This is a genomic window from Tepidicella baoligensis, from assembly GCF_013432195.1.
In the GTDB taxonomy this organism is placed as follows: Bacteria; Pseudomonadota; Gammaproteobacteria; order Burkholderiales; family Burkholderiaceae_C; genus Tepidicella; species Tepidicella baoligensis.
Window position 1 is genome coordinate 50,650 of record NZ_JACCDB010000011.1, and the last position, 18,030, is coordinate 68,679.

18 protein-coding genes are annotated in these 18,030 nt (G+C 64.1%); 5 read left to right on the forward strand and 13 right to left on the reverse strand.

Going from position 1 to position 18,030, the window contains the following annotated elements:
* Nucleotides 1–13 precede the first annotated feature (13 nt).
* The 4 genes from folP to HZS63_RS11310 form a co-directional block, all read right to left on the reverse strand.
* On the reverse strand, nt 14–871 hold the full coding sequence (gene folP, locus HZS63_RS11295) for a dihydropteroate synthase (RefSeq protein WP_180684132.1): 858 nt from the start codon (nt 869–871) through the stop codon (nt 14–16).
* Nucleotides 872–929: 58 nt separating this feature from the next.
* A complete protein-coding gene (gene ftsH / locus HZS63_RS11300) occupies nt 930–2,846 on the reverse strand; it encodes an ATP-dependent zinc metalloprotease FtsH (RefSeq protein ID WP_180684133.1) in 1,917 nt (638 codons plus the stop codon).
* Between the two features lie 124 nt (nt 2,847–2,970).
* Nucleotides 2,971–3,639 carry an RlmE family RNA methyltransferase gene (locus tag HZS63_RS11305; protein WP_180684134.1) on the reverse strand — a complete coding sequence of 223 codons (669 nt, stop codon included), beginning with the start codon at nt 3,637–3,639 and terminating at the stop codon, nt 2,971–2,973.
* On the reverse strand, nt 3,636–3,776 hold the full coding sequence (locus HZS63_RS11310) for a hypothetical protein (protein ID WP_425505955.1): 141 nt from the start codon (nt 3,774–3,776) through the stop codon (nt 3,636–3,638). Before HZS63_RS11310 ends, HZS63_RS11305 begins: the two co-directional genes overlap by 4 nt.
* Before the next feature lie 53 nt (nt 3,777–3,829).
* Here HZS63_RS11310 and HZS63_RS11315 point away from each other — a divergent pair, with 53 nt between their 5' ends.
* Nucleotides 3,830–4,306: a YhbY family RNA-binding protein gene (locus HZS63_RS11315; RefSeq protein ID WP_180684135.1), complete on the forward strand. Its 477-nt coding sequence runs from the start codon at nt 3,830–3,832 to the stop codon at nt 4,304–4,306.
* A gap of 94 nt (nt 4,307–4,400) precedes the next feature.
* The gene (locus HZS63_RS11320) at nt 4,401–6,512 is read left to right on the forward strand and encodes a M3 family metallopeptidase (RefSeq protein ID WP_180684136.1); all 2,112 of its coding nucleotides are present in this window, start codon (nt 4,401–4,403) and stop codon (nt 6,510–6,512) included.
* A gap of 14 nt (nt 6,513–6,526) precedes the next feature.
* Here HZS63_RS11320 and HZS63_RS11325 read toward each other — a convergent pair whose 3' ends face one another.
* The 8 genes from HZS63_RS11325 to mltG all read right to left on the reverse strand — a co-directional run bounded on the left by HZS63_RS11325 (nt 6,527) and on the right by mltG (nt 13,242).
* Nucleotides 6,527–8,050, reverse strand: a complete 1,524-nt coding sequence (locus HZS63_RS11325) for a tripartite tricarboxylate transporter permease (RefSeq protein WP_180684137.1) — start codon at nt 8,048–8,050, stop codon at nt 6,527–6,529.
* Nucleotides 8,051–8,107: 57 nt separating this feature from the next.
* Entirely contained in the window at nt 8,108–8,557 is a 450-nt protein-coding gene (locus tag HZS63_RS11330; RefSeq protein WP_180684138.1) for a tripartite tricarboxylate transporter TctB family protein, read from the reverse strand.
* A 96-nt stretch (nt 8,558–8,653) separates the two neighbouring features.
* Nucleotides 8,654–9,277, reverse strand: coding sequence for an ankyrin repeat domain-containing protein (locus tag HZS63_RS11335; RefSeq protein ID WP_246316318.1), 624 nt, complete (start codon nt 9,275–9,277; stop codon nt 8,654–8,656).
* 119 nt (nt 9,278–9,396) lie between these two features.
* Complete coding sequence (locus tag HZS63_RS11340; protein ID WP_180684140.1) at nt 9,397–10,203, reverse strand: TatD family hydrolase; 807 nt, start codon at nt 10,201–10,203, stop codon at nt 9,397–9,399.
* Nucleotides 10,204–10,213: 10 nt separating this feature from the next.
* Nucleotides 10,214–10,579 (reverse strand): PilZ domain-containing protein, encoded by a 366-nt coding sequence (locus HZS63_RS11345; RefSeq protein WP_180684141.1) that lies wholly within the window; start codon nt 10,577–10,579, stop codon nt 10,214–10,216.
* Nucleotides 10,576–11,571: a DNA polymerase III subunit delta' gene (locus HZS63_RS11350; RefSeq protein ID WP_180684142.1), complete on the reverse strand. Its 996-nt coding sequence runs from the start codon at nt 11,569–11,571 to the stop codon at nt 10,576–10,578. Before HZS63_RS11350 ends, HZS63_RS11345 begins: the two co-directional genes overlap by 4 nt.
* Entirely contained in the window at nt 11,568–12,224 is a 657-nt protein-coding gene (gene tmk, locus HZS63_RS11355) for a dTMP kinase (RefSeq protein ID WP_180684143.1), read from the reverse strand. Before tmk ends, HZS63_RS11350 begins: the two co-directional genes overlap by 4 nt.
* Before the next feature lie 13 nt (nt 12,225–12,237).
* Entirely contained in the window at nt 12,238–13,242 is a 1,005-nt protein-coding gene (mltG, locus tag HZS63_RS11360; RefSeq protein ID WP_343039987.1) for an endolytic transglycosylase MltG, read from the reverse strand.
* Between the two features lie 81 nt (nt 13,243–13,323).
* Between mltG and ygfZ the strand changes: the two genes are divergently transcribed.
* Nucleotides 13,324–14,262 carry a CAF17-like 4Fe-4S cluster assembly/insertion protein YgfZ gene (gene ygfZ, locus HZS63_RS11365; protein WP_180684145.1) on the forward strand — a complete coding sequence of 313 codons (939 nt, stop codon included), beginning with the start codon at nt 13,324–13,326 and terminating at the stop codon, nt 14,260–14,262.
* A gap of 13 nt (nt 14,263–14,275) precedes the next feature.
* Complete coding sequence (locus tag HZS63_RS11370) at nt 14,276–15,187, forward strand: NRDE family protein (protein ID WP_180684146.1); 912 nt, start codon at nt 14,276–14,278, stop codon at nt 15,185–15,187.
* Here HZS63_RS11370 and HZS63_RS11375 read toward each other — a convergent pair.
* Entirely contained in the window at nt 15,139–15,996 is an 858-nt protein-coding gene (locus HZS63_RS11375) for a YbgC/FadM family acyl-CoA thioesterase (protein ID WP_180684147.1), read from the reverse strand. The genes HZS63_RS11370 and HZS63_RS11375 overlap by 49 nt on opposite strands.
* 33 nt (nt 15,997–16,029) lie before the next feature.
* On the opposite strand from HZS63_RS11375, the gene HZS63_RS11380 reads away from it, so the two are divergent.
* A complete protein-coding gene (locus tag HZS63_RS11380; RefSeq protein ID WP_180684148.1) occupies nt 16,030–18,027 on the forward strand; it encodes a peptidase U32 family protein in 1,998 nt (665 codons plus the stop codon).
* Nucleotides 18,028–18,030 lie beyond the last annotated feature (3 nt).

Consider the following 18,030-nt stretch of genomic DNA (forward strand, 5'->3'; position numbering starts at 1 on the left):
ATGCAGGGCAGGATTATCCCTCCTGCTCGGTCATGGCCTGCCACACCTTCAAGGCTTCAGCGGTCGCTGCCACATCGTGCACACGCAGCACGCGGGCCCCTCGCTCCGCCGCCAACACCGCAGCCGTGACGCTGGCCAGCACCCGGTCTGGTGCCGATGTGCGTCCCGTGACCTGACCGAGCGACGACTTGCGCGACCACCCAACCAGCAAGGGATAGCCCAGCGCCAGGATGTCCCGCTGCCGAGCGAGCAACGCGAAGTTCTGCGCAACCGTCTTACCGAAACCGATTCCGTAGTCCAGCACCAAGCGCGAGGGATCCACCCCCAGTGCCCGCAGTCGCCCTGCGCGCTCGGCCAGAAACGCCGTCACCGCAGGCACCGCATCACCCTCCATCGGCGCGATCTGCATGGTCTGCGGCTCCAGGTGCATATGCATCAAACACACGCCACAGCGGCCATGTTGCGCCACCACGGCTTCACCTGTGAGGCCCTGCACACCTTCGCGTCTCAGAGCCCAGACATCGTTGATGATGTCCACACCCAGATCCAGACACGCCTGCATCACTTCGGGCTTGTAGGTATCCACCGACACCGGCACCTGCCACTTCACCAGCTCGCGCAGCACCGGCACCAGCCGCTCCAATTCATCCTGCAACGGCAACGGAGGAGCCCCTGGCCGGGTGGACTCGGCCCCGACATCGAGGATGCCGGCTCCATCTCGGACCAGTTGCTCGGCCTGTTTCAACGCATCGGCAGGTGCCAGGAAGCGCCCTCCATCCGAAAACGAATCGGGCGTGACGTTGAGGATGCCCATCAACACCGGGGCGCTGAGGTCGATGGAAAAACGGGTGGTCTGCCAACGGGTCTGCATGGCGCGTGTCACATGAAAAAGGGGCCCGTCAGGCCCCAGGATGCCTCACCACGACCGATCAGGCGGCCGTGGGAGCAGGATCGGACTTCACCTCAGGAGCTCCGCCACTGTCGCCCCCTCCGGCACTGGGGTTGCGCGGCGTGTAATCTTTTGGCGGACGCGGCGGCCGGCCGGCCATGATGTCGTCGATCTGCTCGCTGTCGATGGTTTCCCACTCCAGCAGGGCCTTGGCCATGGCGTGCATCTTGTCGGCGTTTTCCTCGATCAGGCGGCGCGCCAGCGCGTACTGTTCGTCGATGATGCGCCGCACCTCGGCATCGACCTGCCGCATGGTCTCCTCGCTCATGTGCGTGGTCTTGGTGATCGAGCGGCCGAGGAAGACCTCCCCCTCGTTCTCGGCGTAGACCATGGGCCCCAGCCGCTCCGACATGCCGTAACGCATCACCATGTCGCGGGCGATCTGCGTGGCCCGCTCGAAGTCGTTGCTGGCGCCTGTGGTCATCTGATTCATGAACACCTCCTCCGCGATGCGGCCGCCGAACAGCATGCTGATCTGGTTGAGCATGTACTCTTTGTCGTAGCTGTAGCGGTCCTTTTCGGGCAGGCTCATGGTCACGCCCAGCGCGCGGCCGCGCGGAATGATGGTGACCTTGTGCACCGGGTCGCACTTGGGCAGCAGTTTGCCGATGAGCGCGTGGCCCGCCTCGTGGTACGCGGTGTTGCGGCGTTCCTCCTCGGGCATGACCATGGACTTGCGCTCGGGGCCCATCAGGATCTTGTCCTTGGCCTTCTCGAAGTCCTGCATCTCCACCACGCGGGCGTTGCGGCGCGCAGCCATCAGGGCGGCCTCGTTGCACAGGTTGGCCAGGTCCGCACCGCTCATGCCGGGGGTGCCACGGGCGATGATCTCCGGGCTGACGTCGGGGCCGATCGGTATCTTGCGCATGTGCACCTTCAGGATCTGCTCGCGTCCGCGGATGTCGGGCAGCGTCACATAGACCTGGCGGTCGAAGCGGCCCGGGCGCAGCAGCGCAGCGTCCAGGATGTCGGGCCGGTTGGTGGCCGCGATCACGATGACGCCGAGATTGGTCTCGAAACCGTCCATCTCGACCAGCATCTGGTTGAGTGTCTGCTCACGCTCGTCGTTGCCACCGCCCAGGCCTGCGCCACGCTGGCGGCCGACGGCGTCGATCTCGTCGATGAAGATGATGCAGGGCGCATTCTTCTTGGCTTGTTCGAACATGTCGCGCACGCGCGCCGCACCCACGCCGACGAACATTTCGACGAAGTCCGAGCCCGAGATGCTGAAAAACGGGACCTTGGCCTCGCCCGCGATGGACTTGGCCAGCAGTGTTTTACCGGTGCCGGGAGGACCGACCAGCAGCAGACCACGCGGAATACGCCCCCCCAGCTTCTGGAACTTGGCGGGATCCTTCAGGAAGTCCACGACCTCCTTGACTTCTTCCTTGGCCTCGTCGCAGCCGGCCACGTCGGCAAAGGTCACGGTGTTCGCGTTTTCATCCAGCATGCGGGCCTTGCTCTTGCCGAAGCTGAAAGCACCGCCCTTGCCGCCGCCCTGCATCTGGCGCATGAAGTAGATCCACACCCCGATCAGCAGCAACATCGGCCCCCAGCTCACCAGCAAGGTCATCAGCAACGACCCTTCCTCGCGGGGGCGGACATCGAATTTCACGTCATTGGCGATCAGGTCGCCAATGAGACCGCGATCCAGATAGGTGGCGTTGGTGCGCACGCGCCGGTCGTCGGTCGTGATGGCAATGATCTCGGTGCCGCTGGAGCCTTCCTGGATGGTGGCACTCTTGATGCGCTGGGCCTTGACCTCATTGAGAAACTCGGAATAGGGTATGTAGCCGGCGCCGGCCGTGGTGCGCCCGTCGAATTGCTTGAAGACGGTGAACAGCACCATGGCGATCACCATCCACACCGCAACTTTGGAAAACCACTGGTTGTTCAAGAAAGGCTCCTGCTCGTAATCACTGACCTTGACATGGCACCCATTTTAGGTCCTTCAAGACACCATACCCGTTCGGGCAACTCATCCATATGCATGACATGGATAGAAAAAACCGATTGGGGCGCTACTTCAGACCGATTCCCACCAAAAAGGTTTCCGACGATTTGTCGCGCGACGCTTTGGGCTTCAGGGGTTTGACCAACCGGAAGGTTGCTCGGAACAGCCGGACCAGACCATCGTAGCCGCTGCCATGAAAGAGTTTGACCACCAGAGCGCCGTCCTTTTTCAGATGCTGCCGGGCAAAGTCCACCGCGAGCTCGACCAGGTGTTCGACCCGGGCCGCGTCCACCGACTCGACACCCGACAAATTGGGCGCCATGTCCGACACCACCACATCGACCGGCCGAGAGCTGCCGTCGGGGCGGCGCAGGGCGGCCTCCAGTTGCGCCAGCACCGATGCTTCGCGGAAATCGCCTTGAATGAAATGCACCCCTTCGATCGGCTCCATGGGCAACACATCCAGCCCCACGATGGCCCCGTTGAGCGCGCCGGCAGCCGCGCCCTCGGGCGAAAGTCGGCGGCGCAGGTACTGGCTCCACGCGCCGGGGGCACAACCCAGATCCACCACACACTGACCGGGACGGATCAAGTGGAAGGTCTCATCGATCTCCTTGAGCTTGTAGGCCGCACGCGCGCGATAACCTTCCTTCTGGGCCAGTTTGACCCACGGATCGTTGACGTGCTGGTTCAGCCAGGCCTTGTTGACCTTCTTGCTCTGTGTTTTGACCTTCATGCGGCTCCGACTATAAGCCAGCCCAGTTCGCGTTGCAGGTCGGGCATCACGGCGCTGACGGCAAACCACAGGGATGTGCCGGCGAACTGGGCGAATACCAGCACGGGCAGCACATGGCGAGGAACAGGGGCATCCATGCTGGCAATGTAGCGCAGCCCCTTTCAACAGGGGTATGCCGGATAATCGGCAGATGGCTCAAATCGAACTCACCCCCGCCCAGCGCAAGGTCCACCGTGCGGATGCTCATCATCTCGACCCTGTCGTCCTCATCGGCGGTGACGGCCTGACCCCCGCCGTCAAGAAAGAAGTGGACGCCGCTCTAAAGGCCCACGGTCTGATCAAGGTGCGCGTCTTCTCCGACGACCGCACCGAGCGCGAGAGCTACCTCCAAACGCTCGCCGACGAACTCGGCGCCGCACCCATCCAGCACATCGGCAAGCTGTTGGTGCTCTGGCGACCCATTCCCGAGAAGGAAAAGGCCGTTGACGAAGACCGCATGCCGGGCCCGCGCGATGTCAAGATCCTGAAGTACAGCAAGAAGGGCGGCCAGCGCCCCGAGGTGAAGATGGTGCGCGTGCTGGGCAACGAACGCCTGACGCCTGGCGGCTTGATCAAGCGCGCCAAGAAACCCAAGCCCAAAAGCGTGAAGAAGACCTCCCAGAAGTGACCTGTGCGGCCCTGTGGCCTGGCCCTGCCGGCCGCGGGGTTGCTTTGCACGCGCTAGCCTTGCAAACCGAACACACCAGCCCCAAGTGCCCCAGATGAACGCCACTACAGCCACCGAAACGTCCGCCCTGCAGGCCACCAACCCCCTGCTCGACTTCTCCGACCTGCCGCGCTTCGACGCCATCCGGCCCGAACACGTGGTTCCTGCGGTCGAGGCCCTACTGGCCACTGCCAACGAAGCCCTGGAAACGGTGACGGCTGAGGACTTCCCGGCCGAGTGGCCGCGCATGGCCGCGGTCCTCGACGTGGCCACCGAACGTCTGAGTCGAGCCTGGGGTGCCGTCAGTCACCTCAACGCCGTGGCCGATACCCCGGAGCTGCGCGCCGCCTACAACGCGGCCCTGCCTCAGGTCACCGAATTCTGGACGCGGCTGGGCGCCGATGAACGGCTGTACGCCAAATACAAGGCGATGGACCCGACACGCCTGACACCCGAGCAGGCCCGGGCACGGGAAAATGCCCTGCTCGGCTTCGTGCTCGGCGGGGCCGAACTACAGGGCGCGGCCAAGGAACGCTTTGCCGCCATCCAGGAGCGCCTGGCCGAACTGAGCCAGAAATTCAGCGAAAACACGCTGGATGCCACCGACACCTACGCCTATTTCGCCACCGCCGAAGAGCTCGATGGTGTTCCCGACGATGTGCTGGCCGCCACCCGGGCGGCCGCCGAGGCCGAGGGGCAAACTGGTCACAAGCTGACACTGAAATTGCCCTGCTACCTGCCAGTGATGCAGTTCGGTCACAACCGCGCGTTGCGCGAGCGCCTCTACCGGGCCTACACCACCCGTGCCAGCGACCAAGCCGAGGGCGCAGCGGTGAAATACGACAACACATCGCTCATCCGCGAAATTCTCGCCCTGCGTCAGGAAGAGGCTGAGTTGCTGGGCTACCGGGACTTCGCCACCATGTCCCTGGTGCCCAAAATGGCTGAATCGGCCGAGCAAGTGATTCGTTTCTTGCGCGAGCTGGCTGCCAAGGCCCGGCCCTACGCCGAACAGGACCTGGCAGACATGCGCGCTTATGCCGCCGCACACCTGGGCCTGCATGACCCGCAGGCCTGGGACTGGGCCTACATCGGTGAGCAACTGCGCCAAGCCCGCTATGCCTACAGCGAACAGGAGGTCAAACCCTACTTCACCGCCCCCCGGGTGCTGCAAGGCCTCTTCCATATCGTCGAAACCCTGTTCGAGGTGAGCATCCGCCCCGATACGGCCCCCGTCTGGCACCCGGGGGTGCAGTTCTTCCGCATCGAACGCACGCCCAGCCGTCCAGGCGACGGCGCCCCTGAACTCGTGGGGCAGTTCTATCTGGACCTCGGCGCACGCAACGGCAAGCGTGGCGGCGCCTGGATGGACGACGTGCGTGCCCGTTGGCTGCGTCCCGACGGCGCCTCGCTCCAAACCCCGGTGGCTCATCTGGTCTGCAATTTCGCCGAAGGCGTCAATGGCAAGCCGCCCCTGCTCACGCATGACGACGTGATCACCCTCTTCCACGAATTCGGCCACGGTCTGCACCACCTGCTCACACAGGTCAACGAACGCGACGTCAGCGGCATCAGCGGCGTGGAATGGGACGCGGTGGAATTGCCCAGCCAATTCATGGAAAACTTTTGCTGGGAGTGGGACGTGCTCAAACAGATGACCGCCCATGTGGACACCGGCGAGCCGCTGCCCCGCGAGCTGTTCGACAAAATGCTCGCCGCCAAGAACCACCAGAGTGGCCTGCAAACCCTGCGCCAGATTGAGTTTGCCCTGTTCGACATGCTGCTGCACAGCCACGACGCCCCGAAGAATGCCGACGGCGTGGACTTCATGGGCTTGCTCCAACAGGTCCGCGACGAAGTTGCGGTGATCCAACCACCGGGCTACAACCGCATGCCCCACACGTTCAGCCACATCTTCGCCGGGGGCTATGCAGCAGGCTACTACAGCTACAAGTGGGCCGAGGTGCTGAGCGCCGACGCTTACGCTGCCTTCGAGGAAGCGGCCCAACGCTCGGGCACCACACTCGACGTGCCGACCGGCCGCCGCTACCGTCAAGCCATTCTCGAAACCGGCGGCAGCCGACCGGCCATGGAGTCGTTCAAGGCCTTCCGGGGGCGTGAGCCTTCCATCGACGCTCTGCTGCGGCACCAGGGCATGGCCGCCTAGGGCCGCCGCCGGGATCAATCGTTCGCCTGTTCATCCATGCGGCGTTCCCGGCCCTTGAGGGCACGTTTGAACGAGGCGTAGGCAGTCCATAGGACCAGCGCGGCACCGACGGCCAGGAAGCCGGCACTGATCGGGCGCTCGATGAAGGTCATCATGTCGCCACGGGACAGCAGCAAGGCACGGCGCAGGTTTTCCTCCATCATCGGCCCCAGCACAAAGCCCAGGAGCAAGGGCGCGACCTCGAACTTGAGCACGGCCAGCGCATAGCCGAACACCCCCAGCAAGGCCACCATATAGACGTCGAACGTGTTGTTGTTGACGCTGTACACCCCGAGGGAGATGAACACCAGAATGGCGGGATACAGCACGTTGTAGGGAATGCGCAGGATGGCCACCCAGATGCCGATCAGGGGCAGGTTCAGGATCATGAGCATGATGTTGCCGATGCCGAAGCTCACGATCAGGCCCCAGAACAGGTCGGGCTGCTGGGTCATCAGCAGCGGACCGGGCTGAATGCCATGGATGATGAGCGCACCCAGCATCAGCGCCATCACCGCATCGCCCGGAATGCCGAGCGACAGCGTGGGCACGAAGGCGGTCTGCGCAGCGGCGTTGTTGGCCGATTCGGGGGCGGTAATGCCTTCGATGGCCCCCTTGCCGAACTTGCCCGGGTCCTTCGACACCTTTTTCTCGACCGCGTACGACATGAACGAGGCGATGCTGGAACCTGTACCGGGCAAGGCGCCGAAGAAACTGCCGATGCCCGTTCCACGGAGCATCGGGAATACCGACTCCTTCCAGTCCTTGCGCGTCGGCGTCATGGAGCGAAAGGTGATTTTTTCCTTGACCTTGGATTCAGTCGTGTTGTTGATGGAGGAAATCACTTCCGCGATACCGAACAGGCCCATGGCCAGGGCCACCAGGTTGATCCCGTCCATGAGTTCGGGGATGCGGAAGTCGAAGCGCGCCACACCGGAGTTCACGTCCGTGCCCACCGTACCGAGCACCAGACCGAGCACCACCATCGCCAGCCCCTTGAGGGCAGAGCCGGATGCCAGGGTGGACGCTGCGACCAGGCCGAGCAGCATCATGGCGAAGTATTCGGCTGGGCCAAACTGCAGGCCGAGCTCCGCGATGACTGGCGAGAACATCACCAGCACCAGAATGCCCAGCATGGAGCCGACGAAGGAGGCAATCGTCGTCATGAACAGAGCCACGCCTGCCCGGCCCTGCTTCGCCATGGGATACCCGTCCAGGCAGGCCACCGCCGATGAGGGTGTGCCCGGAAGGTTGAGCAGAATCGAAGCGGTGGAGCCGCCGTATTGGGCGCCGTAGTAGACCCCCGCGAGCATCACGATGGCAGCCGTAGGCGGGATGTGGTACGTGATGGGCAGCAGCAACGAGATGGTGGCCAATGCCCCGATGCCGGGCAGCACGCCGATCAGCGTTCCCAGGAAGACGCCGATGAAGCAGTAGAGCAAGGTGGTGGGTTGCAGGGCCGATTGCAGGCCAAGCAAGAGTCCGTTGGCGATGTCCATGTCTCTGAGTCTTTATTCGTGTGGGGGGATGGGGACTATCTGTTGTGGACTCCGGGCTCAAGGGCTCCAGGGCCAGACCGGCAACACCATGCTCAGCCCCTGGATGAAGACCCCCCAGGTGATGGCGGCCACCCCGAGGGCCACCGCCACGCGACCTTTCCAGGAAATTTGGCGATCTGCGAGAGAGGAAGTCAGTACCGTCACGATCGTGGCGAACACGATGCCCAGTGGCTTGAGCAGCAGGGCAAAAAGGCCGATGCTGAGCGTGACCAGCACCAGCGTTTTGACTTCGACCTTGACGGGCGAACCTTTTCTCAGCAAGGCGGGGATGGTAATGAGCAGGCCGAGTATGGCGAGCAAAATACCCAAGCTGACCGGAAAAAAGCCCGGCCCCATGCGGTTGAGCTGGCCGATGTCGTATTCCTGATAGGCGTGCCACGCGACGAAGAGCCCGATGGCCAGCATCGCCAGTCCGCCCACGATGTCGCGGTAATCTCTACTCCACATGCGGTCTCCTGCTGTATCGATTTCAGCTTAGCATTGGAACCGCAAATGCCCTGCCTGTGTTTAAGTAATTGCACGTAAGGCGGATGCAGGCATCGCCTACCAGGTGCCGGCGGGCAGGCTCCCCCGCACGAATGAGGCAATCAGTTCAGCCATGTCTGGGCGGCCGGCCCGGTGGGCGAAATCGATGGCCGTCAAGCCCTGCTGATTGCGGGCCAGCGGGTCGGCGCCTTCTTCCAGCAACATGCGAACGACCATGGGATGGCCGTAGTGCGCGGCCATCATCAACGGCGTGGTGCGGTTGGGCGACTCGGCATCGATGAACGCATGGTGCTCCAGCAGCAAGCGGGTGATGGCTGGCGCGTTGGGCCCTTTGTGCGTGGCCGCGTAGTGCAGCGGTGTCCAGCCCGGTTTGTTGACTTGGGCTCGCCGCGCTATCAGCGCCTCTACCAGATCCAGATGCCCTCTGAGGGCGGCCATCATGAGCGGGTTTTCGTCGGTGCTGCCACGGGCATCCACGTTGACCTCGGGCCGTCCGATCAGGAATCGGGCCACACGCAGCGATCCCTGGCTGATCGCCAGGAACAGCGGTGGCTCCAATTCGGGACTCGGCGTGTTGAAGTCAAAGCCCAGGCGACCCAGCCGCTCCAAGGTTCGAACGTCGTCCCGCTGGATGGCGACGAAGAACTGCTCGTAAGAACCCGATTGTCCAACGGCGGGCATTTGAAAAAGCAAAAAACTTGAAAAAACAAAGAGTTGAATGATATTTTTCAAGTTGTTTGAGAGGCTTTGAGGGCGCATGGCGAACACGGTTTCGGATCCATGACGTGTGGGGTTTCAGGCTACAGAGTCGTCTTGCTGAACAGCTGTTCAAAATTCCGGCTGGTCGCAGCGGCCACTTCTTCCACCGATACGCCCTGGATTTCGGCCAGCTGCCGGGCCACGAAGGGTACATAAGCTGGCAAGTTGATTTTCCCGCGGTAAGGCACGGGGGCCAGGTAAGGGCTGTCGGTTTCGATCAGGCAACGGTCCAGTGGCACCATGCGCGCCACATCCCGCAGTTCGGCGGCGTTGCGGAAGGTCAGAATCCCCGAAAACGAAATGTAGAAACCCAGGTCCAGCGCAGCACGAGCCACTTCGGCGCTTTCCGTGAAACAGTGAAACACCCCTCGCGCTCGAGGCAATCCGCTGTCGGCCCTGGAAAAACCGCCCTCCTGTTTCAGAATGTCCAAGGTGTCCGCCGAAGCGCTGCGGGTATGGATGACCAAGGGCAGATCCATCTGGCGCGCCGCCCGGATGTGGACCCGGAAACGCTCGCGCTGCCAGACCATCTCATCCACTGTCCGGCTCCCCAGCCGGTAGTAATCGAGGCCGGTTTCCCCGATGGCCACCACCCGCGGGTGTTGCGCGCCTGCCACCAGGGCCTCGACGGTGGGTTCGCGAACGCCTTCGTTGTCCGGATGCACGCCGATGGTGCCCCAGAGGTTGACGTGTCGTTCTGTCAGATCGCGTACGGCCTCGAATTCTTCCAGGGTGGTGCAGATGCACAGGGCCCGGTCGACCGATGCCGCCTGCATGGCCTGCAGTACGGCGGGCAATTGCGACGACAGTTCGGGAAAAGTCAGGTGGCAGTGGGAATCGACAAACATGAACAGGGGGTCAGATGGTCTGCGTGGGGCGATCGGACGCCAGATGGGCCCCCAGGATTTCTTCGATGCGGGCTTTGAGCATTTTGGATTTCTCGTCGGCCGGGAAGCGTATGCCTATGCCTTGGGCTCGGGAGCCGGCGGCCCCCGCCGGGGTGATCCAGGCCACTTTGCCGGCAATGGGGTAGCGCTGTGGATCGTCAGGCAGGGTGAGCAGCACATACACGTCCATGCCCAGCTTGTATTCGCGAGCGGAGGGAACGAAGATGCCCCCTTCGGCAAACAAGGGTATGTAGGCTGCGTACAGGGCAGCCTTTTCCTTGATGGACAGTTGGATGACGGTGGGGCGGGTGGCGCCCGGCTGCTCGGCCGTGCTCATGGCGTGGAGTGTAGCGTCAGGCACTGGCGGGCGCACACGGCCCAAGCTTCCTGCTGCAGACCCGCGTTGAACGGGTGTTCCATGGTTCGGGCAGCGGCCACGAGCGCCTTGTACCATGCGTTGAGCGCAGACATGGGCGGCGCAGGGGGCAGGTCAGTCGCGGCAAAAAATCGGGGCGCAGCCCCGGTTCGGGCCGCCATTAGGTCGTGGCAGAGTTTGAAGAGCGCGTCCATCTGGCGCGTGGGCGGCCAGTCTGCCATGAGGCTGAAATCGCCTTGCGCCAGTCGCTTGGGCAGTTGCGACCAGATGGCGGCTGTGAGGCCGCTGTCCAGCCACTCCCGGGCCGTCTCCGGGCATCCGCCGGCCGCCTTGAGGATGGCACCGGAATCGCCCGCCTGATCGTTGCTCGCCAGCCAAGCCATGGCCTCGTCTGGAACTGGCCAGGCCATGGTGTGCGTGAGGCAGCGGCTGCGTATGGTGGGCAACACCGCATGGGCGGCTTCGGCGGTGAGAATGAAGCGCACTGCCCCCGGGGGTTCTTCCAGCGTCTTGAGCAAGGTATTGGCCGATTCCACGTTGAGACGGTCGGCCGGATGGATGAGCACCACCTTGGTATCCCCTTGAGAGCGGGTGGTCTGCGTGAATGCGACGGCTTCCCGGGTCGGATCGACACGGATGAATTTGCCGGGTTTGAGTTCCTTGCGGTCGATTTTGTCCTGTGTCTTCGGGTCCAGCGGCCATTCGAGGGCCAAGGCCAGGGTTTCGGGCATGAGCACGAACAAGTCGGGGTGGGTGCGCACGTCGATCGCGTGGCAGCTCCCGCACACGCCACAGGCGCCGGTGTCGGTAGGGGCAGCACACAACCAGGTGCGAGCGAGTGCAAGCCCCAGTGCGTACTGGCCAAGGCCAGGGGGGCCAGCCAGCAACAGCGCATGGCCGCGCTGCTGGCGCAGGCCATCGTGCTGGCGTTGGAGCCAGGGGGGCAGCGTCATGCCATTTGCTCCGCCAGGAAACCGCGCTCCACACAGGCTTGTAACGCTTGCCGCCACACGGCTTCCATGGGCTGGGTGCCGTCCAGCCGGACGAAACGGTGGGGCATCTCTTGGCAGCGTTGGGCATAACCTTGAGCAACACGGGCAAAAAAGGCCTCGGGCATGGCTTCGAACTTGTCCGGCACCCTGGCCTGGCTCAAACGCGCCGCAGCCACGGCCGCAGGCACATCGAACCACAGGGTGAGATCCGGCTGGCGGATCGCCCCATCCATCGCAGCGGTGTGCTGCACCCACTGCTCCAGGGTTTTCAGGACCGTCAAATCAAAGCCCCGACCATAGCCCTGGTAGGCGAAAGTGGCATCGGTGAAGCGGTCACAGAGCACCACATGACCTTGCGCCAGCGCAGGCTCGATGACCTGGCACAGATGGTCGCGGCGAGCCGCAAACATCAGCAGCGTTTCGGTCAGCGGGTCCATGGCTTCGTTGAGCAGGATGCCGCGCAACGTCTCGGCCAGCGGTGTGCCGCCCGGTTCTCGCGTCAGCGTGACGGTATGGCCTTGAGCCCGAAATGCCTCTGCCAGGGTGACGATGTGAGACGACTTCCCTGCCCCGTCGATGCCCTCGAAGGTGATGAAAAGTCCGGTGTGTCGCATGACGAGAGTGTCCTCAACGGTTCAGGATGAAGCGGCGCACCGCGCGGTTGTGTTCTTCCAGGGTGCGACTGAACTCGCTGGAGCCGTCGCCCCGGGAGACGAAATACATGGCAGGCGTCTCAGCCGGCTGCACCGCCGCCAGCAGGGATGCCATGCCGGGCATGGCGATTGGCGTCGGCGGCAGGCCACTGCGGGTGTAGGTGTTGTAGGGCGTGTCGGTTTCCAGATGGTGTCGGCGCAGCCGGCCGTCGAAATCTTCACCCAAGCCATAGATCACGGTCGGGTCGGTCTGCAGCCGCATGCCGATGCGCAGACGGTTGATGAACACGCCCGCGACCATCTCACGGTCACTCGGCAAGCCGGTTTCTTTCTCGATGATGCTGGCCAGGATCAGCGCTTCTTCGGGTGTGCGCAGCGGCAACCCGGGCGCGCGTTGTTCCCAGGCCTGGGCCAGACGGCGCTCCATGGCCTGAGCCGCCTGACGCAACACGGATGAAGCGGTGGCGTACTTGGGGTACAGATAGGTATCGGGAAAAAACCGACCTTCAGGGTGTGCATACGGTAGCCCCAGCGCCTGCATGAGCTCCCGGTGCCCGCCGTCGGGCAGGTCATCGTGCAGGTGTTCGGCCGAACGCAAGGCCTCAAGCACCTGACGGTAGTTCCAACCCTCCACGATGGTGACACGCCGCACCGCCTGCTCTCCCCGGACCAGCTTGTCCAGCAACGTGCGCGGCGTGGTGGAGGCGTCGAATTCGTAAGCGCCAGCCTTGATGCTGCGCGACTCGCCCGAAGCCCTGAACCAGGCGAACCATAACCACTCCGGTCCCGGCACGCCGCTGTCTGCCAGCGCACGGGCCACGCCGCGCGCACTCATGCCCGGCGCGATGTTCAGGTCCAGCACGCCGCTGTCGTCCAGAGGCATGGGCAGAGGCCGATGCAGCCACCACAGGCCCAGGGCGGCGAACGACACAACGGCTGCCACCGACAACCACAGCAGCGATTTCAACAATCGGAACACGGACATGGACCTCTGGGACAATACAGTTATCCGATGATACGTGACCTCGATCCGTTCCCTTTCATGAGTCTGTCGAACCCCATGCCCACTTCCGCTGCCGGTCTGGACACTTCTTCATTCCACGGTCTGCTGCGTCTCGGCCACTGGGGCGTGATTCGCGCCCAGGGTGAAGATGCCGCTGCCTTTGTCCATGCCCAACTGACCAACGACTTTGTTCTGCTCGGCCTTCAGGAAGCCCGGCTGGCCGGCTACTGCAACCCCAAAGGGCGTCTGCTGGCCTCGTTCATCGGCTTCAAGCGCGCTGCCGACGATATCTGGCTGATCTGTTCGCGTGACGTGCTGGCCGCGACGCTCAAACGCCTGTCCATGTTCGTGCTGCGCTCCAAGGTGCGTCTGACGGATGCATCCGAAACGATAGCGCTGTGGGGTGCGGCCGGAGCGGTGATTCCCTCAGAACTGGGCAGCGCCCCCTGGAGCCTCTGGCATGATGACGATGGCGCAGCCTGGATCCGGCTGCCTTCGGCCGAAGGCATTGCGCGGGCCCTGCTCTGTAGACCTGCCGATGCCCCTGCACCCTCCGCTCCGGCACTCGCGGCCGACCTGTGGGCGTGGCTGGAGGTGCGCAGCGCCGTGGCCATGGTCACACAGCCGTTGGTCGAACACTTCGTGCCGCAGATGCTGAACTATGAATCCATCGGGGGGGTGAACTTCAAGAAGGGCTGCTACCCGGGGCAAGAGGTGGTGGCCCGAAGCCAGTTCCGTGGCACCCTCAAACGCCGGGCGTTTCTGGTGCACAGCGACACCGAACCCCAGCCGGGACAGGATGTGTTCCATGCCAGTGACGAGGAACAGCCTTGCGGCACGGTGGTACAGGCCGCCCCCCATCCAAGCGGGGGCTATGACGCCATCGTCTGCATGCAAATCACCGCCAGCGACGGCCAGCGGCTGAGCCTGGGCTCGGCGCATGGCCCGGCACTCGAACTGCTGCCCCTGCCCTACGAGCTGCTGGCCGACATCTGATGCCACTGCCTCCATGTGCCTGATCGCCTTTGCTCTGGGGATGCGGGCCGACTGCCCGCTGCTGCTCGCCGCCAACCGCGACGAGTTCTGGCAACGCCCCACCTTGCCACTGTCGGTCTGGGCGCTGCCGGACGGCACGCGGGTTTGCAGCGGGCGTGACCTCCGGGCGGGTGGGACCTGGCTTGGTATCTCGCAGACAGGCCGGGTGGCCATGCTCACCAACGTGCGCAGCGGCACGCCCGATGCCGCCCCGCGCAGCCGGGGGGAGCTGGTCACCCACTGGTTGGGCGGGGCGGCGCACATGCCCGATTGGTTGCACCTGACCCGCCAGATCGACCCCCAAGCCTACGGCGGGTTCAACCTCGTCTTGGGAGACTGGGCGAGCGGAACATGGGTGTGGCTGAGCAACCGGCCAGGGACACCGACCACGCCCGGGAGCATGTTGCGGTTGCCTCCCGGCTGGCACGGCATGCTTCTGGGCCCTGGCGTGTACGGGCTCTCCAATGCCAGCCTGGACACGCCCTGGCCTAAAACCCTGCGACTGAAAACCGCCATGGCAAAGGCGCTCGATGCGCTGACAGGCCCCTTCGCCGAACCTGCGCCACTGTGGCGTGAAACCTTGCTCCAGGCCTTGCTGGACCGGCATCCGGCACCGGACGCCGACCTGCCCGAAACCGGCATCCCTTCTGAGAAGGCTCGCGAGTTGTCCCGCGCGTTCGTCCACATGCCCGACATGGGATACGGCACCCGCAGCACCCTGATCGCGCGCTGGCACGCACCGGGTCTGCCCGTGGATCTGGAGGAGTGGACACACGCACATCAGCCGAGATCCGATTGTCGGCCTGATGGGGAGCGTTGGTCCCTGGCGGACAGCGCTTACAGGCGCATCTCCATGTCCACATGGGGAATGCCCACTTCTTCGTAAGTCTCGCCCACCGGCTCGTAGCCCAGGCGACGATAGAACCCTTCGGCGGTTCGTTGGGCGCTCAGGCGGATGGTGTGGTCGCCCCGCTGGCGGGCGGCGCCGGTCAACGCGATCATGATGGCGCGCCCCACGCCGGTGCCACGCAACACCCGATGCACCGCGACGCGCCCGATCTTGCCCACACCAGGCCCGCCTTCCAGCAGCCGCCCAGTGGCCACGGGCTGACCCAGACGGTTGTAGGCCACGGCGTGCAGGCAGCTCTGGTCGGCCTCGTCCCACTCGTCCTCGCGGGGAATGTGCTGCTCTTCAATGAATACCGCCGTGCGCACCTGCCGGGCGTCGCCGCCCAGCTCGCTCCAGGTACCCGTGCGCACCTCGATCACCGGCTCGCCCGCCTCGTAGCCCTGTAACAGGGCCCGCAGCGCGGCGGGAATGGGTTTGGAGGTCTGCGTGGCCGGATCGGCAAACACATAGATCAGCTCACCGCTGATCAAGTGCTCCTCACCCCGGAAAATCCCTCCGGTGATGGTCATGGACGAGTTGCCGAGGCGTGTGCAGCTCATGCCGATGTCGAGCAAATCGTCCATGCGGGCCGAGGCGTTGAACTCCACCGAGGCCTTTTTCACATAGAGCTCGCCGCCCAGCACATGCATCGCGTCTTCATAGGGCAACGCCAGGGCGCGCCAGTACTCGGTGATGGCCACGTCGAAGTACATCAGGTAGTGCGCGTTGAAGACGATCTTCTGCATGTCGACTTCGGCCCAGCGCACGCGAAGCCGGTGAAAAAAGCGGAAATCTTGGCGTTTCATGGACAATCGAGGGTTGGCTTAAAAGTCCCGATTATGTTGCCCCACCAGCTCGAACTCCTGTCACCCGCGCGCGACGCCGACATCGGCATCGAAGCCGTCAACCACGGTGCCGACGCCGTCTACATCGGCGGGCCCTCGTTTGGGGCCCGCGCCAGCGCCGACAACTCCGTGGCCGACATCGAGCGACTGGTGCGCCACGCCCATCGCTTCCACAGCCGGGTGTTCGTCACGCTCAACACCATTCTGCGCGACGATGAACTGGAACCCGCCCGCCAACTCGCCCATCAGCTCTACCAGGCCGGGGTGGACGCGCTGATCATCCAGGACATGGGCCTGTTGGAGCTGGACCTGCCTCCCATCCAGTTACACGCCAGCACGCAAACCGACATCCGCACCCCCGAAAAAGCCCGCTTCCTGCAAGACGCGGGCTTGAGCCAGATCGTGCTGGCCCGCGAACTGACGCTGCCGCAGATCGCCGCCATCCACCAGGCGCTGGGGCCGGTGGACGCGCCCCACCGCGCCGTGCTCGAGTTTTTCATCCACGGCGCGCTGTGCGTGGCCTACAGCGGGCAGTGCTATATCAGCCACGCCCACACCGGCCGCAGCGCCAACCGGGGCGACTGCTCGCAAGCCTGCCGCCTGCCCTACGAGGTCAAAGACAGCCAGGGCCGCATCGTGGCGCACGACAAGCACGTGCTCTCGATGAAAGACAACAACCAGAGCGACAACCTGCGCGCCCTGATCGACGCGGGCGTGCGCAGCTTCAAGATCGAAGGCCGCTACAAAGACATGGGCTACGTGAAGAACATCACCGCCCACTACCGCCAGTTGCTCGACGCCATCCTGGAAGAGCGTCCCGAACTCGCGCGCGCCTCCAGCGGCCGCTGCACCTACACCTTCACGCCCGATCCGAACCAGAACTTCAACCGCGAGTTCACCGACTACTTCGTGCAAGGCCGCAAAGCAGACATCGGCGCCTTCGACACCCCCAAAAACCCCGGCCAGCCCATCGGCTGGGTGACCCGGGTGGCTGCCGACTGCTTGGAGCTAGAGACCGAAGACCCTTCCACCGAACTGCAGAACGGCGACGGCCTGTGCTACCACGACCTGCAGAAGGAACTGGTGGGCCTGCAGGCCAACCGCGTGGAAAAACTCGGCCCTGGCCAGGACGGCGGCACCGTCTGGCGCGTCTTCCCCAAGGACCCTATGAGCGGATTCAAGGATATGAAACGCGGCACCGCTGTGAACCGCAACCGCAGCATGGCCTGGGTGCGCACGCTGGAAAAGAAATCTGCTGACCGCCGCATCGGCGTGTGGATGGTGCTGAGCGATTCTCCTGCGGGCCTGCAGCTCACGCTCACCGACGAGGACGGCCACGTGGGCAGTGCCGAGCTGACAGGCACTTGGGAGCGGGCCAAAGACCCGGCCCAGGCCGCGACCAAGCTGCGTGAGCAACTGGGCCGTCTGGGAGACACCATGTTCCTGGCCAACGACATTGGGCTGCATCTGTCGCAGCCGTGGTTCGTGCCCGCCTCACAGCTCAACGCCTTGCGGCGCGATGCCGTGGCCAAGCTGGAAGCCGCCCGAGCAGCGGCCTACACCCGCCCTCCGCGAGCCGCACCGGCGGAGCCGCCCGTGCCCTACCCTGAAGACACCCTCACCTACCTGGCCAACGTCTTCAACCAGAAGGCACGCGACTTTTACGCCAAGCACGGCGTCCAGGTGATCGCTGCCGCCTACGAGGCGCACGAGGAAGAAGGTGAAGTCAGCCTGATGATCACCAAGCACTGTGTGCGCTACTCGCTGAGCCTGTGCCCCAAGCAGGCCAAGGGCGTGACCGGGGTGCAAGGCACCGTGCGCGCGGAGCCGCTGCAGCTCATCAACGGCAAGGAAAAGCTGACCCTGCGCTTCGACTGCAAACCCTGCGAAATGCACGTGGTGGGCAAGATCAAACGCAGCGTGCTCAAGCAGGCGGCCGAGCAGCCCCTCACGTTTTACCGGACGCGGCCTGCCGCCCGTCCAGTGCATTGAGGT